Raw genomic sequence first — 16,284 nt, forward strand, 5'->3', positions numbered from 1 at the left:
GAATATTAGACAATTACAATAAGTTACACAGGTTTTCCTGCCAGAAAGATCCGCACCGCCCTAAAAAAGACTCATAAGGAGCGCTCTGCCAGCGCCAGGGGCAGGCCGCTGGCCCGCTCGGTGAGCCGTCCCAGGGTCTGCAGCAGCAGGGGCCGGGGGGCGAACAGCGACAACCGCCCCTTGGCCCGGGTGATGCCGGTGTAGAGCAGCTCGCGGGTGAGCACCGGCAGCGGCGAGTCCGGCAGCACCAGCAGGGTGTGGTCGAACTCAGAGCCCTGGGACTTGTGCACCGTCATGGCCAGGGCACTCTCGTGGGGCGGCAACCGGCTGGGTAGAAAGCCGTGGACTCGGCCATCGGGCAGCTGGAACCAGACCCGCAGCCGCTGGCCGTCAAACGCCGTGAGGCCGATGTCGCCGTTGTAGAGCCCCAGGCCGTGATCGTTCTGCGTGATCATCACGGGGCGGCCCACATACCAGTCCCCCTCCGGCAGCAGGCAGCCCGCCTGCTGCAGCGCCCGAGCGATGGTCAGCCCCAAGGGGCCCACCCCCCAGCTGCCGTCGCGCACCGCGCACAGCACCCGACAGCGGTTAAACAGGGCCAATGCCTGGGCCGCCCGCTCGGCGTCACAAGGCCCCTGGGCCAGGCAATCCAGATAGGGGCGATAACCCGCCACCGCCGCCGCCAGCAGGCTACTCAAACGGTCTTCCCCGCCATGAAAGGCCAGATCCGCAGGGGGTTGATCCAGCAAGGCCGCCACCTGGTCGGTCTGCCCCAGGTTCACCGCCCGGGCCAGCCGGCCTATGCCGGACTGGCCGTCGAAGCGCCAGCTCTTGCGCAGCAGGCAGATCCTGTCCCGCAGGGCCGGGCCAGAGGCCTGACACCAGGGCGCCAGATCGTAGCCGGTGAGCCGCGTCAGCCACCGCCCCTGCTCCGGGCTCATGCCCGAGCGGCTCAGGCCGCAGATATCCCCCAGCACGGCCCCCGCCTCCACCGAGGAGAGCTGATCCTTGTCCCCCAGCAGTATGAGGCGGGCGCCCTCGGGCAGCGCCGCCAGCAGGCGCGCCATCAGCGGCAGGTCCACCATGGAGGCCTCGTCCACCACCAGCACATCCAGCACCAACGGGTTGTCGGCGTCATGGCGAAACGCCCGCCGCCCGGGCAGGGCCCCCAGCAGGCGGTGCAAGGTGGCGGCCTGGCGCGGCAGGGCGTCGCACACCTCAGGCCAGCCGTGCGCCAGCTCATCGATGGCTCGCCCCAGGGACTCGGTCAGCCGGGCCGCCGCCTTGCCGGTGGGCGCCGCCAGCCGGATGCGCAGCGCCGCCCCCGTCGTCAGGGCCTGGCGCTGCAGCAGGGCCAGCAGCCTAGCCACAGTGGTGGTCTTGCCGGTACCGGGGCCGCCGGAGATGAGGGTGAAGCGGCCGGTGAGGGCCGTGGCCACCGCCAGCTTCTGCCAGTTGAGGCAGGCGGCAGCCGGAAGCAGAGCGGGCAACTCGGCGCTCAGCCGCGCCGGATCCTGGGCCTCCAGCAGCGCAGTCAATGCCGGCCAGTCCAGCTCGGCGCCCTCGGTCACATCCAGCCACTGCCGGGCGAAGGGGATGATCGCCAGATCCGGGCGCTCGCCGCGCACCTGCTGCCAGGCCGCCAGCAGGATCTGCGGCACGGGGGCGAACAAGTCCGCCAGCCAGGCGGCCAGCTGGTCTGCTGGCACCGTCAGGGGCAGGGGCGCCTGGGCGGCCTGCAGCCAGTGCACCAGCTGTTGCTCGAAGGCGAAGTAGCGCGCCAGATAGAGGCGACCGCGGGCCAGCACCAGGGGTAACTCGGCCGTTTCATCCGTCCCCACCACCGGCTGGGCCCGCAGCCAGGCTGACAGGGTCTCGATGTTCGTCACCCGCGCCTGCCAGTCCGTCGGCAGCTCAGCCTTGGCGGCCAGGGCGGCCAGGCGGGCCGGCAGCTGGCTTAACGGCAGGCAGACATGGCCCTGGCCCAGCTCCTGGCTCACCAGGGCGGCGCACAGGCCCAGCAGGGCATCCTCTTCACCGTTAAGCCTGAGATTAAGATCCTGAATGAAGCGCCCCAGGGCCTGATCGATGGCTCTGAGCCCCGGCCAGGGCGCCAGCAGCTGCGAGCTGCTCAAGGTCGGTTGGTGAGAGAGGGCAAGGGCGGTCGGCTCAGTCATGGTCGGCTCCGGCGAACAGGCGATCCAGCGCCTGGATGAACTCAAGGGAGGGACGGGTGAAGTAGACGCCGCTGCCCTGCCCGGCCTGCATGCCCCGCAGGAACAGGTAGCAGACGCCGCCCATGTGCAATTCGTAGTCGTAATCGGCCAGCCGGGTGCTCAGGTAGCGGTGCAGCGCCAGGCTGTAGATCTGGTACTGCAGATCGTAACGGTGAGCCAGCATGGCCTGGGCCAGGGCCTCACCCTGATACTGCTCCGGCAGCTCCCCCAGGTAGTTGGACTTGTAGTCCACCACGTAGAAGCGTCCCTGGTGCTCGAACACCAGATCGATGAAGCCCTTGAGCATGCCCTGGATGTCCTCGAAGTTCAGCGCCGGCGCCTGGGCGCTCAGGGGATCGTGCTGCGCCAGCAACCGGCTGAGGGCCGGCGCCTGCAGCGGCGCCAGGGGCAGCAGGAACTCCAGCTCCGCCAGGGTGCGCTGGGGGGGCAGATCCCGCAGTCGCAACCCGGGCTGCAGCTGCGCCTCCAGCACCTCCAGCAGCCAGTCGTGCAGCACGGGCCGCCAGGGCTCGGCCTGCCAGTCGGCGGCCAGCCGCACCCCGGTGAGTCGCTCGTCGATCCAGTCCTGCAATGCCTTCCCCGCCGGCAGACCGAAATCCAGCCCCTCCAGCAGGCTGTGCAGGAAGGTGCCGGCCCGGGCGCCACGGGGAAAACCCAGGGCATCCAGCCGGGGCGCCTCGGGGGCCGGCGCCGGCAGGCCGACATGGGGCGTGTTGGCCACCAGGGCGGAATAGGAGGTCACCTGCCAGTGGCGATCCAGCCGCCGCGCAAACTGGCGGGCCTGCCAATGGGGCGCCACCGCACTGCGGCTAAGCTGCCCCGCCGCCGGCCAGGGCAGGGGGTCCCAAGGCACCAGGCCACTCACCTTGGTGGCCGCCAGCCGCTCGGCCAGCGAGGCGCCGTCAGGCAGCAGATGCATGAAGGCATTGCCCGCCCCGGCGGGTTTGACCTTGACCTCCGCCAGCCCCAGCCAGGTGAGGTAGACGCCCCGGGTCAGGGCCACGTAGAGCAGCCGCAGATCCTCGGCCAGCCGCTCCTGCTCGGCCTTCTCCAGCGCCGCCTCGTCCGCCTGCAGATCCCACACCGACTGGCCGTTCTCGTGGTAGTTGGCTTGGCTGGTCACCCGCCAGGCACCGATGAAGGGCAGCAGCACCAGGGGGTATTGCAGCCCCTTGGACTTGTGGATGGTCACCACCTGCACCAGGTGGCGTTCGGACTCCAGCCGCAGCTGCTGCTCCTCGGCGTTGCCGTCCGGTGCCAGACACTGGGCCTGGAACCAGCGCAGCAGGGCATGCTCCCCCGCCAGGGTGGCGGCGGCCTGTTGCAGCAGCTCCCCCAGATGCAGCAGGTCGGTGAGTCGTCGCTCACCGTCCGGCGCCTGCAGCAGCTGGGCCGGTATGCGGTAGTGGAACAGCAGCTGGCGCAGCATGGGCAGCACCCCCTGGCGCTGCCACAGCTTGCCCCACTGGCGAAACAGGGCCACCGTCTCCTCCCACAAGGCCTCGTCCTCGTTGAGGGCCGCCAGCTGCCCCATGCTCCAGCCCAGCAAGCGGCTGGCCAGGGCGCTGCGCAGGCAGCCTTCGTCGGACGGGTGCAGACAGGCGTTGAGCAGGCGGCGCAGATCTTCGGCCTCGGCGGTGGCGAACACCGAATCCCGGCTGGAGAGATAGACGGAGCCGATGGCCAGGGCATCGAGGCAGCGGCGCAGCTCGGCGGCCTCGCCGCCGGTGCGCACCAGCACGGCGATATCCCCCGGCACCAGGGGGCGATCCCCCAATTTGAGTCGCCCCTGCTGGGCGGCCAGCAGCCAGGCATGGATCTGCGCCGCCGCGGCCCGGGCCATCTGCTGGCGATAGGCGCCGCCGGCGAGCGGCTCGGGCGCCAGCACATAGGGCAAGGGCGGCAGAGGCGCGCCGTCCAGACTCAGGGTGTCGCTCTTGCCCTTGGCCCGCACCGGGGCGAAGGGAATGGCCTGGTCATAGATGAAGGGCGAGGCGGCCTGGGCAAACAGGCCGTTCACCGCCGCCACCAGCTCGGTCGTGGAGCGGAAGTTGGTCTCCAAGGTGTAGTGATCGCTCACCTCGGCCCGGGCTTGCATGTAGGTGAAGATGTCGGCACCGCGAAAGCCGTAGATGGCCTGCTTGGGATCACCGATGAGGTAGAGACCGCACTCCGGCCGGCCCCGGTAGAGGGTGGCGAAGATGCGGTACTGCAGCGGGTCGGTATCCTGGAATTCGTCGATCATGGCCACCGGGTACTGCTCGCGGATGCGCGCCGCCAGCCCGGCCCCGGCCGGGCCGGCCAGGGCCACATCCAGCCCGGTGAGCAGATCGTCGAAGGAGAGCTGCTGGCGCTGGCTCTTGGCCTGGGCCATGCGCCGGCGCACCTCGTCCAGGGCCTGGGCCAGCAGGGGGCCGCGGATGTCGGGCTTGTCCGCCAACAGGGCGTCCACCGCCGCAAACAGCGGGTGTGCTGGCGGCGCCCCCTTGGGGCTCTTCTCGCACAGCAAGGCCTGGCCGAAGCGGTAGAGGTTGTCCGGCAGGCTCAACTCCAGGGTGTCAGTGAGTGCCCACTGCCCCACCTGGGTCAGCCAGTTGGGCAGGTTGCGGGCGGAATAGCTGCGCTTGTCGAGGCCGGAGGCCGCCAGCACATCCGGCAGATCCGCCGCCGCGGCCCGCCACTGGGCCTTGAAGGCATCGATGCGTGCCAGCCCCTCGGCCAGGGCCAACCGCCAGTCGCGGCCGCTCACCTTGCAGTGCAGGGCCTGGGTCGCCAGCTGGGGATTGAGCTCGGCCAGCAGATCCTGGGGCGACGCCCAGCACTCCCGCACCGCCGCCACCTGGGCCCGGCTGGCGCCATAGAGCTGCTGACGCCAGAAGTCCGCCACCGCCTCGAAGCGCAGCCGCTGGTCGTCGCCGACAAACTCGGTCTCGAACAGGGCGCCGGACTCGAAGGCGTTGTGCCGCAGCATCCGCTGGCAGAAGCCGTGAATGGTGAAGATGGCCGCCTCGTCCATCTGCCGCTCCGCCACCAGCAGGCGGCGGGCCTCCTGGGCCCGGTCCGGGCTGCCCGCCAGCAGCGCGGCGATAAGCTCGTCGCCCTGGGCCTCGCCGCTGTCGAACGCCTTGCGGGCCGCGCGGATGCGGGCCAGGATGCGGCCCCGCAGCTCGGCGGTGGCGGCCTCGGTGAAGGTCACCACCAGGATCTTGTCCACCGTCAGGGGCAGGCCGAAATCCTCGGGGCCATCGCGCCCCAGCAGCAGCCGCAGGTAGAGCCCCGTGATGGTGTAGGTCTTGCCGGTGCCGGCGCTGGCCTCGATGAGCCGGGCCTGGCGCAACGGAAAGCCGGGGATGTCGAGAATGCGGCTCATCAGCAGACCTCCAGATGGTCATACAGGGGGGCCAGCAGGCGCCGATCCCACGCATCCAGCGCCTGATGCAGCGCCTCGTCCCATGCCGGGAAGGCCCGGGCCACGTAAGGATCCAGACTGTCGCCCCGCACAAAATCGCTGCCGACAAACTGCCGCTCCCGGGCGGCGAACAAATCCGCCTGGGCTTTTTCGTCCTGACTGACGAAACAGGTGGCCCACAGCAGGGGTAAGGGCTCGGTCAGCCCCTGCAGCCAGGCCGCCAGCCAGGCAGACAGCTGCGCCTTGGCCGCCTCGGCAGCCAAGGGCCGCAGGCGATAGTGCCCCTTGATGCCCAGCAGCAGGCTGGCGGTAGGGGGATAGGCGGCGCACAGGCACAGGTGCTCCAGCCAGGCCCGCACCAGCTGCACCGGCTTGAACTCCCCGGCGCGATAGCGCACCAGGGCGCCGTCGTGGCAATCCGGCAGCTGGCCCTGCAGGCTGAGCCGCCGCTCACTGCCATCGGGCAGACGGACGTTAAGGCTCAGGTCCAGCGGCAGGCGGCGAGCCGGGGCGGCACGCGCCGCCTCCAGCGCCTGCAGCAGGGGCTGGATCGCATTGGTCTGCTCGTCGAGCAGCAGATCCCCCAGGGCGCCGGTGGGCAGCAGGCCGCTGTGGCGCAGCCGCTGGCTGAGGCTGGCCTGCTGACCCGCGAGACTGGCCGCCAGCAGCTGCTGGCGCAGCTGGTAGCTGGTCAGGGCATCGGCGGCGAAGGGCTCGTCCTGCTCCGGCTCCGCCACCCCGGCATCGAAGCGCACCCGCAGGCTGCGCTGAAAGAAGTTGGCCACCGGATTTTGCGCAAAGCGCAGCAGATCGGAGAGCTCTAGGAGGCCGTCGGCCAGCAACTCGGTCGGCAGCGGCAGCGGATCACCAATAAAGGGCGCGGCGGGGGTCAGATCCGCCGGCGGACACCAGTCGGCGGCAAACGAGACGGGGGCCGCCGGGTCGAAATAGCGCGGGTCGTAGGGCACCAGGGCCTCCTGGCGCACCAGGCGCCGCCACAGATCCTTGGGTTCCCGGCTGCCGTCCGGCAGGCAGCAGCTCTGCTGGCAGTAGTCCAGCAATTCGGCCAGCAGCACCGAGGGCTCCCTGGGCTGGTTATCCTGGCTGCTGCGATCCACGTAGGAGACATACAGCCTCTGCTCGGCGGCCAGCAGGGCCTCGAGGAACAGGTAGCGGTCATCCTCTCGCCGGGAGCGATCGCCGCGGCGCGGCGCCTGGGCCATGAGATCGAAACCCAGGGGCGGCACGCTGCGCGGATAGACGCCGTCGTTCATGCCCAGCAGGCCGATCACCTTGAAGGGGATGGAGCGCATGGGCATCAGGGTGCAGAAGTTGATGCGCCCCGCCAGAAAGCCGCCGCTGGAGCGCCGTCCCGCCAATGCCTCGGTGAGGTAATCCTGGATCACCGCCAACGACAGGGGCCCGTCGAAACCCACCTCCGCCTGCTGGCGCGCCAGCTCCGCCAGGGCCTGGCGCACCTGGGCCAGCTCCTCCTCCCCCGCCTCATCCGGGGCGTAGAAGGCCAGCAGCAGATCATCCACCAGCTCCCGCCAGGCGGTGAGGCTGCGAGACTCGGGCAGGTCGTTCCGCAGCCGGCGCAGCCGTTCGACAAACAGCGCCAGCTGGCCCAGCAGCACGCCGTCCTGCCCCTCCACCTCGCCGTAGGGGCTGATGTCCGCCAGGGGATCGGCGCCTGCCATGGCAAAGCCCAGCAGCATGCGCTCCAGGCCGTGTTGCCAGGTGTTGCCCGGCATCCGGTTCAGCTCGAAGCGCGCACCGTCGCTCTCGTCCAGCCCCCAGCGCACCCCGGCCTCCTGCACCCAGGCCTGCAGGGCGGCCAGCGCCGCCTCGTCCAGCCCCAGGGCCGCCTGGATGGCGGGCACCGCCAGCAGGGAGAGCAGCTCGGGAGCCGAGCAGCGCAGCTGGGGCAGTCGCAGCAGGGTCAGCAGGCTCTGCAGCAGCGGGCTCTCCTGCTGGGCCGAACGATCCGAGATGGCGAACGGCAGCCAGCGGCTGCCCTGGGCGGCGCCGAACACCGCCTGGATGAAGGGGCTGTAGGCGTTGATGTCCGCCACCATCACCAGGATATCCCTGGGCTGCAGGGTCTCATCCGCCGCCAGCATGGCCAGCAGAGCGTCGTGCAGCACCTCCACCTCCCGCATGGGGCTGTGGCAGCCCCGCACCTGCAGGGAGTCATCCTCCGGCAACAAACAGAAGGGTTCGGCCTCGGGCCGGCTGCGATCCTGCAGATCCAGCATGTCCGCCTGCAGCCGCTGCAGCAGGCTGCTGGGCTCGATATCGGCGAAGGCCTCGTACTCCCGGGGCTCGAGATCCGCCAGCAGGGCCTGATGATCCCGCCCCTGCTTGCCCCAGGAGACCAGCAGGGGGTGGCCGTCCGCCAGCTCGTCGGCGGCATTGAACAGGGCTTCGAGCTCCCCCTGGCTGGCAAACAGCGGACGCTGGCCCGCTTCCTGCTCCAGGTTGGCGAGGATATGGTCGCGGCGCCGATCCAGCAGCTGCTTGAACAGCCGGCCGTCGGTACGCCAGCGCTCCAGCAGATCCCCCCAGTAGAAGCGGCAGGGGTTGCCCTGCATCAGGTGCACTTCGGTGTGGCGGCCCAGGGCCCGCAACGCCTGCAGGTAGTTGGGCGGCAAGGCATTGATGCCGAAGATAAACAGCCGCTGGGGCAAGCCTGCCGGCGCCTCGGGCTGTTCCAGACGGCGGATAAAGGCTTCGAACAGGTTGGCTCTGTGCAGGTGGTCGGCCTGCTGCTCGGTGGCGGCCACCAGGGCGCGCCACAATTTGGGCTGCCAGGGTTGGGTCTCGGCCCCCAGCTCGCCGCCCTGCTCCCAGTCGGCGATCCAGTCCGGCCGGTAGACCAGGTACTGGTCGAACACGTCGGCGATGCGCTGGCTCAGTTGGTAGCCCTTGCGCTGATCCGGATCCTCCGCCAGATAGTGGGCCAGAGGGGCAAAGCTGGGGTCCGCCAGCTGGTGCGGCAGCAGGGTCATCAGCCGCCAGGCCATGGCACCCTTGGTGTAGGGGTTCAGTTCGGGCACCTGGGGCAGTACCTGGCTGAACATCTGCCAGATGAAGGTGGAGGGCAGCGGAAAGGCCAGCTGGGCCGCCACGCCGAACTCCTGGGCCAGGGCCTGGCGCAGCCACTGGGCCATGCCGGGGCTCTGCACCAGTATCTGCTCGGCGGCAAAGGGATCGCTCAGGGGGTCGCGCCGGATCAGCGCCGCCAGCAGGGCCTTGTGCACCTCCAGATGGTTGGCGTGATAGACGTTGAACATGGCGGACTCCGGGCTGGGGACATCTTAAGCCGCTATCATACCCAAAAAACGAAGACGGTCAGGGCCTTGGCTTTGGGATGGGATTTTGCTAACAATCGCTGTGACCTTGAAGGAGTATCACGCCATGTTCCCATTCATTCGCCTGCGGTTCATTCGCCTGCTGTGCCTCATCGGCCTGCTGGGCGGTTCCGCCGTTGCGCAGGCGGCCATCTATCCCCTGGGGGAAGGCCGTCTCATCGGCAGCCCCATGCATGTGGAAGTGCCGGATAACGGCGGCTCCCTGGAAGAGCTGGCGGCCCAGTTCCAGGTCGGCCTCTATGCCATGCTGGCCGCCAACCCAGGTGTGGATCCCTTCCTGCCCCGGCCGGGTCGCACCCTGACCATTCCCAGCCAGCTGCTGCTGCCGGACGTGCCGCGCAAGGGCATCGTCATCAACCTGGCGGAGCTGCGGCTCTATTACTTCCCCGAGGGGGAGGACAAGGTGTACGTCTACCCCATCGGCATCGGCCGGGTGGGCCGCGAGACCCCGGAGATGGAGACCCGCATCGTCAGCAAGCAGCCGGATCCGGTGTGGATCCCCCCCGCCAGCATCCGGGCCGAACACCTGGCCCAGGGCGATCCCCTGCCGGAGCGGGTGGAGGCCGGACCGGACAACCCCCTGGGCAAGTTCGCCATGCGCATGGCCTACGGCCACGGTGAGTACCTGATCCACGGCACCAACAAGAATTTTGGCGTCGGCCTGCGGGTGAGCGCCGGCTGCATCCGCCTGCGCGCCCCCGACATAGAACAGCTCTTCAACATGGTGCCGGTGGGCACGCCGGTGCGGGTGATCAACCAGCCGGTGCTGGTCTCGCAAGAGCCCGATGGTCGCCGCTGGATAGAGGTGCATCAGCCCCTCTCCCGCACCCAGGAGGAGTACGATGGCGATGGCGCCCCCCTGGTGCTGTCAGACCAGGTGCAGGCCTTCATCAACTTCCCCTACACGGATCTGGATGTGGTGGATCAGGCCCTGCTGGAACGCAGCGGCATGCCGGTGGTGATCGGCTGGAACTAGCGGTCGGCTAGCCAAAGGCCAAAACAAAAGCGGCGCCCCGGGGCGCCGCTCGTCAGCCAGACCAGCTTATTTCTTGTAGGTGGTGGCCATGTTGTCCAGACGCTGGTTGGCGCGCATGGCCTCACTCTTGGCCTCCTGCACGTCACTGGCCGTCTGGGCCTGGGACTGCTTGAGGGCAGCCACATCGCTGGTCAACTGATCCACCTTGGTATTGAGGCTCTGTACATCAGCTTGCAACTGATCCGTGTTGGCACAACCGGCCAACAGGGTGGAACCCAAAACCACTGTACCCAACAAAGCTTGATACTTGTTCATGATTCACTCCCTTTGCTTAATGCTTGCCTGGACGCGTTCCGGCCCTAGCAGTATGGCACAAATAGTCGGCGGGTTAATCAAGGAAAAGTGCTGATTTTTATCGCCGTTTTCCTGTCGTTCAGCTTACCAACCACAGCAGAAATCCCGTCTGGGTCACGGACAAGTCACCGCCGCCGCCTTAGACTCGCCCGACACCAAATTCGGTCATCAAGCCCCCCTATCTCAAGCACAAGGAGACTGTTCGTGCCCCGTCTGTCCGCTCTGCGCCCCCTGCTGGCGCTCTTTGCCCTCTTGCTGAGCGCCCCCCTCTGGGCCCTGACCCAGGAGCAGGCGCAGCAAGAGTTCGCCGCCGCCCAGCACGCCGCCATGGCCGCCAGCCTCAGCGGACCCCGCACCCTGACCCTGGCGGATCAGGCCAGCCTCGAGCTGCCGGAGGCCATGGTCTATGTGCCGGCGGAGGAGACCCGCCGCCTGATGCAGGCCATCAACGGGGACTACGACGACAGCCTGCAGGGCATGGTGCTGCCGGTGAGTGACGAGGAGGAGTGGACCATGCTGCTGAGTTTCGACCCGGCGGGCTACATCCGGGATGACGATGCCAAGGAGTGGGATCCGGACGACATGCTCAACAGCCTCAAAGAAGGCACCGAAGCCGCCAACCAGGAGCGCCGCCAGCGGGGCATCCCCGAGCTGGAGGTGCTGGGCTGGGCCGAGGTGCCGGCCTACACCGCCAGCAACCACCAGCTGCGCTGGTCCGCCACCGCCCGGGACAAGGGCAGCCAGGAGAGTAACTATACCATCAACTACAAGACCCTGGCCCTTGGCCGGGAGGGCTATCTGGGAGTCAACCTGATCACCGACACGGACAACGTGAACCGCTTGAAGCCGGTGGCCGGCGCCTTGATGAGCCAGCTGCACTTTCAGCCGGGCAAAGGCTACGACGACTTCCAGGAAGGCAGCGACAAGGTGGCGGAATATGGTCTGGCAGCCCTGGTGGCCGGGGTGGCCGCCAAGAAGCTCGGCTTCTTCGCCCTGGCCGCCGCCATGCTGGCCAAATACGCCAAGCTGCTGCTCATCGGCCTGGCCGGCGTGGGCGCGCTGCTGCGCCGTGTCTTCAAACGCCAAGGTTAAGGAGACGCCATGCTCAAGGCGCTGATGTTGCTGGCCAGTGCCGGCAAGCTGGGCCCCCTGCTGATGACGCTGGGCAGCATGCTGCTGTCGGTGGTGATCTATGCCCAGCTGTTTGGCTGGGCCTATGCTGCCGGCTTCGTCGGTCTGCTGCTGATCCATGAGATGGGCCACTACCTGGCCGCCCGTCAGCGGGGCCTGGCGGTGGGCGCCCCCACCTTTATCCCCTTCGTCGGCGCCTGGATCGAGCTCAAGGAACAACCCATGTCGGTGGAAACCGAAGCCTGGGTGGCCCTGGCCGGCCCGCTGCTGGGTACCCTGGGAGCCATGGGTTGCTACTACCTGGGTCGGCATGGCGGCGGCAACCTCTGGCTGGCCCTGGCCTACATGGGCTGCCTGCTCAACCTGTTCAACCTGATCCCCCTCACGCCCTTCGACGGCGGGCGCATCGTCGCCATCCTCTCCCCCAAGCTCTGGCTGGTGGGCATCCCTGTGCTGGTGGCGCTGTTCTTCTACCGTCCCAGCCCCCTGCTGCTGTTGGTGGCGGTGCTGGCGGCGCCCCAGGTCTGGGGCCTGCTGCGCGGTCGGCTGGCCCAGCCGGCCAGTTACTACCGCGCCAGCCTGGAGCAGAAGCTGCAGTACGGTTGCTACTACCTGGGGCTGCTGGCGTTTCTGGCCATCATGAGCCAGCACCTGCACCAACAGCTCGCCCCCCTGCGCGGCTAGCCGGAGTGCCACCCCTGTGGCTGGCAACCCGCTGGCCGCGCTATGCTGTCGGCTCGTTGCGGAGATGCCATGAACACCAATCCCCTCTACAGCCAATACCTGGCCCGCGCCCGCCAGCAGATCCACCGGGTGCCCATTCTGGCGCCCCTGCTGGTGTGGGTGCGCCAGGGCACCAAGCTGATCCATACCCATGGCCAGCCCCTGGTCTGCCCGACGGATCACTGCCTCTGTCTGCCACCCGGGGAGGCCCTGGAGATGGAAAACCTGCCGAGGCCCGGCGGTCTCTACCAGGCGGAGGTCTTCAGCCCGCCGCGGGACTGGACCGAGCGCTTCTTGCAACGCTACGGCGACAGCCTGCCCGGCCAGTGGCAAGCGGCCCCCGTGTTTGCCTGTCCGCCGCCCCTGGCGGCGCAACTCACCCCGCTGCTGGATCCACAAGCATTTGATGGCCCCCTGCGAGGGCCGCGCCTGGAGCATGCCTGGCATGGTGTGCTGCTGGTGTTGGCCCAGGCCGGGCTGGCCGGCCCCCTGTTCAATCTGAAGCCATTGACCCTGAGCCAGCGGATCCAGATGCTGTTGCAGGCCGATCTGGCCCGCCCCTGGCAGGCCGGCGAACTGGCCCAGCGGCTGGGACTCAGCGAGTCCAGCATGCGCCGCACCTTGCGCCAGGAGGGCGCCGGCGGCTTCGCCAGCCTACTGGCGGAACAGCGGCTCGGCGCCGCCTTCGCCCGGGTGATGACGGATCAAAGCTCCCTGACCCAGATCGCCCTGGAGTGCGGCTTCGTCTCCGCCTCCCACTTCAGCCAGAAGTTTCGCCAGCGCTTCGGTGTCAGCCCCAGCCAGCTGCGCCACAGCCGGGATCGGGAGCCGGTGCCCACCGTCAACTGACCGAGCCACGACAGGCGTTGACCGTTTGACGACAGCAAGCAAACCGCAAAAAACCCACACTGCTGTCACCGGCAATCACGCCCGACAACAAGGAGTGCCCATGCGATCCCCTTCCCTGCTTGCCCTCACCCTGGGGGCCCTGCTGTGCGGCCAGGCCAACGCCGCCTTCACCCTCACCAGCCCAGGCCTGCCCGAAGGCGCCAGCCTGCCCCTGGCCCAGGTCTACAACGGCTTCGGCTGCCAGGGCGGCAACCAGTCCCCGGCCCTGCAGTGGCAGGAGGTGCCGGCCGGCACCCGCAGCCTGGCGCTGACCGTCTATGACCCGGATGCCCCCACCGGCAGCGGCTGGTGGCACTGGGTGGTCTTCAACCTGCCGGCCGACAGCGCTGGCCTGCCGGCAAGCATCGCCGCCGATGGACAGGGGCTGCCCGCCGGGGCGGTGCAGAGCCTGACCGATTTCGGCCAGCCCGGCTTTGGTGGCGCCTGTCCGCCCGAGGGTGATCCGCCGCACCGCTACCGCTTCACCCTGCATGCCCTCAAGGTGGACAAGTTGGACCTGCCGGCCACCAGCATGCCGGCTCTGGTGGGCTTCATGCTGCACGCCAACGAGCTGGCCCAGACCAGCCTGACCCTGCACTACGGCCGCTAGGCCCCGCCGGCCTGCCGCAAGGCAGGCCGACTAACAAGCGGTGAAATCGACAGGTGTAAACGACTCAATTGCTCGCCCGTTTTCTGGTATGTTCCGCCTCACCGAATTGAGCCCGCCGGTCGGGCCGAGGTCGGCGCCTGCGGTGTCCGGCTTCGCATCCATAATAGAGCGAGAACCATGCCTTCTATCAGTCAGCTGATTGCCAGCGAACTCAACGCCTCCGCCGCCCAGGTGGAGGCCGCCACCCGTCTGTTGGATGAGGGGGCGACCGTCCCCTTCATCGCCCGTTACCGTAAGGAGATCACCGGCGGCCTGGATGACACCCAGCTGCGCCAGCTGGAGCAGCGGCTGGGCTACCTGCGCGAACTCGAAGATCGCCGCGACGTGATCCTCAATTCCGTGGCGGAGCAGGGCAAGCTGACCGCCGAGCTCAGGGCCGCCCTGCTGGCCGCCGATACCAAGACGGCGCTGGAGGATCTCTACCTGCCCTACCGGCCCAAGCGCCGCACCAAGGGACAGATGGCCATAGAGGCAGGGCTGGAACCCTTGGCGGAGGCCCTGCTGGCCGATCCCAATCTGGATCCCGAGCTGACCGCCCAGGCCTATCTCAACCCCGAGCAGCAGATCTTGGATACCAAGGCGGCGCTGGATGGCGCCCGCTACATACTGATGGAGCGCTTCGCCGAACAGGCGCCCGTGCTGGCCGCCCTGCGCCAACGCCTGTGGGCCGAGGGGGTGATCCAGGCCCGGCTGGTGGCGGGCAAGGAGCAGGAGGGTGCCAAGTTCAGCGACTACTTCGAGCACGATGAACCCCTGAACAAGGTGCCCAGCCACCGCGCCCTGGCCATGCTGCGGGGACGCAACGAAGGGGTGCTGAGCCTCTCCCTCACCCTGCCCGGCGAGTGGGAACGTCACCCCTGCGAGGGGCTGATCGCCCGTGAGCTGGGGCTGACCTTTAGCGGCCGGCCCGCCGACGCCTGGCTGCAGTCGGTGGTGAGCTGGACCTGGAAGATCAAGCTGGCGCTGCAGATGGAGACCGAGCTTATCGGCCAGTTGCGGGAGGCCGCCGAGACTGAAGCCATCCGGGTGTTTGCCAGCAACCTCCAGGATCTGCTGATGGCCGCCCCCGCCGGCATGCGCTGCACCATGGGGCTGGATCCCGGCATTCGCACCGGGGTCAAGGTGGCGGTGGTGGATGCCACCGGCAAGCTGGTGGACACCGCCACCATCTACCCCTTCGAGCCCAAGCGCCAGGTGGCCGCCAGTCTGGCGACCCTGGCCAAGCTGTGTGAGCGCCACCAGGTGGAACTCATCAGCATCGGCAACGGCACCGCCTCCCGGGAGACCGACCGGCTGGTGAGCGATCTGTTTGGCGCATACCCGGCGGTGCGCTGCCAGAAGGTGGTGGTGAGCGAGGCCGGCGCCTCCGTCTACTCTGCCTCCGAGCTGGCGGCCCTGGAGTTCCCCGAGCTGGATGTCTCCTTGCGCGGCGCCGTCTCCATCGCCCGCCGCCTGCAGGATCCCCTGGCGGAGCTGGTGAAGATCGAGCCCAAGAGCATCGGCGTCGGCCAATACCAGCACGACGTCAGCCAGAGTCAGCTGGCCCAGCGGCTCGAGGCCGTGGTGGAGGACTGCGTGAACGCCGTAGGGGTGGATCTCAACACCGCCTCGGTGCCGCTGCTGACCCGGGTCTCCGGCCTCAACAAGAGCCTGGCACAGAACATAGTGGCGTTTCGCGACGCCCAGGGCGCCTTCGCCAACCGCCAGCAGCTGCTGAAAGTCAGCCGTCTGGGGCCCAAGGCCTTCGAGCAGTGCGCCGGCTTTTTGCGCATCCGTGAGGGGGACAACCCGCTGGACGCCTCCGCCGTGCACCCGGAAGCCTACCCCCTGGTGCAGAAGATGCTGGCCGCCAACGACTGCGCCGCCGGGGAGCTCATCGGCAACACGGAACGGCTCAGGCAGATCCAGGCCAAGGAGTTCACCGACGAGCGCTTCGGCCTGCCCACCGTCACCGACATCCTCAAGGAACTGGAAAAGCCAGGCCGGGATCCGCGCCCCGAGTTCAAGACCGCCACTTTCCGCGACGGAGTGGAGACCCTCAAGGATCTGCAGCCGGACATGGTGCTCGAAGGGGTGGTCACCAACGTCACCAACTTCGGCGCCTTCGTGGATATCGGCGTGCACCAGGATGGTCTGGTCCACATCTCCGCGCTGACCGACCGCTTCATCAAGGATCCCCGGGAGGTGGTGAAGGCCGGCGACATCGTCAAGGTCAAGGTGCTGGAGGTGGATCTGCCCCGCAAGCGCATCGCCCTGACCATGCGTCTGAATGATGCCGCCCCCCGTGGCGAGACGCGCCCCGACAGCAAGCCAGCGGCGAAAAATACCACCCGCACCGACCAATCGCGCCACGGCAAGGAGGCGGCGCCTGCGCCCAACAATGCCTTTGCCGACGCCTTCGCCAAGGCCAAGCGCCGCTAATCTCTCCATCCAGCACCAAACAAGAAGCCGGGCTTATGCCCGGCTTCTTGTTTATGTGTCTATGTGCCTGTGCTGTTGTGTGCTGTCCGACCGGCTCACGC

10 protein-coding genes are annotated in these 16,284 nt (G+C 68.2%); 6 read left to right on the forward strand and 4 right to left on the reverse strand.

The window, feature by feature from the left end:
* Nucleotides 1-71: 71 nt before the first annotated feature.
* Genes recD through recC form a run of 3 tightly spaced genes read right to left on the reverse strand, consistent with a single transcriptional unit; the run spans nucleotide 72 to nucleotide 8,942 of the window.
* A complete protein-coding gene (gene recD, locus ABD847_RS16090) occupies nucleotides 72-2,177 on the reverse strand; it encodes an exodeoxyribonuclease V subunit alpha (RefSeq protein WP_345014863.1) in 2,106 nt (701 codons plus the stop codon).
* Entirely contained in the window at nucleotides 2,170-5,607 is a 3,438-nt protein-coding gene (recB, locus tag ABD847_RS16095) for an exodeoxyribonuclease V subunit beta (RefSeq protein ID WP_345014865.1), read from the reverse strand. The genes recD and recB overlap by 8 nt, the downstream gene beginning before the upstream one ends.
* Complete coding sequence (gene recC / locus ABD847_RS16100) at nucleotides 5,607-8,942, reverse strand: exodeoxyribonuclease V subunit gamma (RefSeq protein ID WP_345014867.1); 3,336 nt, start codon at nucleotides 8,940-8,942, stop codon at nucleotides 5,607-5,609. Before recC ends, recB begins: the two co-directional genes overlap by 1 nt.
* 142 nt (nucleotides 8,943-9,084) lie before the next feature.
* Here recC and ABD847_RS16105 point away from each other — a divergent pair, with 142 nt between their 5' ends.
* Nucleotides 9,085-9,996 carry a L,D-transpeptidase family protein gene (locus ABD847_RS16105; protein ID WP_425568476.1) on the forward strand — a complete coding sequence of 304 codons (912 nt, stop codon included), beginning with the start codon at nucleotides 9,085-9,087 and terminating at the stop codon, nucleotides 9,994-9,996.
* Nucleotides 9,997-10,062: 66 nt separating this feature from the next.
* Here ABD847_RS16105 and ABD847_RS16110 read toward each other — a convergent pair whose 3' ends face one another.
* A complete protein-coding gene (locus tag ABD847_RS16110) occupies nucleotides 10,063-10,311 on the reverse strand; it encodes an Lpp/OprI family alanine-zipper lipoprotein (protein WP_345014871.1) in 249 nt (82 codons plus the stop codon).
* A 243-nt stretch (nucleotides 10,312-10,554) separates the two neighbouring features.
* Between ABD847_RS16110 and ABD847_RS16115 the strand changes: the two genes are divergently transcribed.
* The 5 genes from ABD847_RS16115 (at nucleotide 10,555) to ABD847_RS16135 (ending at nucleotide 16,183) form a co-directional block, all read left to right on the forward strand.
* Nucleotides 10,555-11,442: a DUF2167 domain-containing protein gene (locus ABD847_RS16115; RefSeq protein WP_345014873.1), complete on the forward strand. Its 888-nt coding sequence runs from the start codon at nucleotides 10,555-10,557 to the stop codon at nucleotides 11,440-11,442.
* 9 nt (nucleotides 11,443-11,451) lie between these two features.
* Nucleotides 11,452-12,165 (forward strand): site-2 protease family protein, encoded by a 714-nt coding sequence (locus ABD847_RS16120; protein WP_345014875.1) that lies wholly within the window; start codon nucleotides 11,452-11,454, stop codon nucleotides 12,163-12,165.
* 69 nt (nucleotides 12,166-12,234) lie between these two features.
* The gene (locus ABD847_RS16125; protein ID WP_345014877.1) at nucleotides 12,235-13,053 is read left to right on the forward strand and encodes a helix-turn-helix transcriptional regulator; all 819 of its coding nucleotides are present in this window, start codon (nucleotides 12,235-12,237) and stop codon (nucleotides 13,051-13,053) included.
* A 100-nt stretch (nucleotides 13,054-13,153) separates the two neighbouring features.
* On the forward strand, nucleotides 13,154-13,702 hold the full coding sequence (locus ABD847_RS16130) for a YbhB/YbcL family Raf kinase inhibitor-like protein (protein WP_345014879.1): 549 nt from the start codon (nucleotides 13,154-13,156) through the stop codon (nucleotides 13,700-13,702).
* Nucleotides 13,703-13,879: 177 nt separating this feature from the next.
* Nucleotides 13,880-16,183: a Tex family protein gene (locus ABD847_RS16135; RefSeq protein ID WP_345014881.1), complete on the forward strand. Its 2,304-nt coding sequence runs from the start codon at nucleotides 13,880-13,882 to the stop codon at nucleotides 16,181-16,183.
* The last annotated feature ends 101 nt before the right edge of the window (nucleotides 16,184-16,284 follow it).

Source organism: Pseudaeromonas paramecii, from assembly GCF_039540575.1.
Lineage (GTDB): Bacteria > Pseudomonadota > Gammaproteobacteria > Enterobacterales > Aeromonadaceae > Pseudaeromonas > Pseudaeromonas paramecii.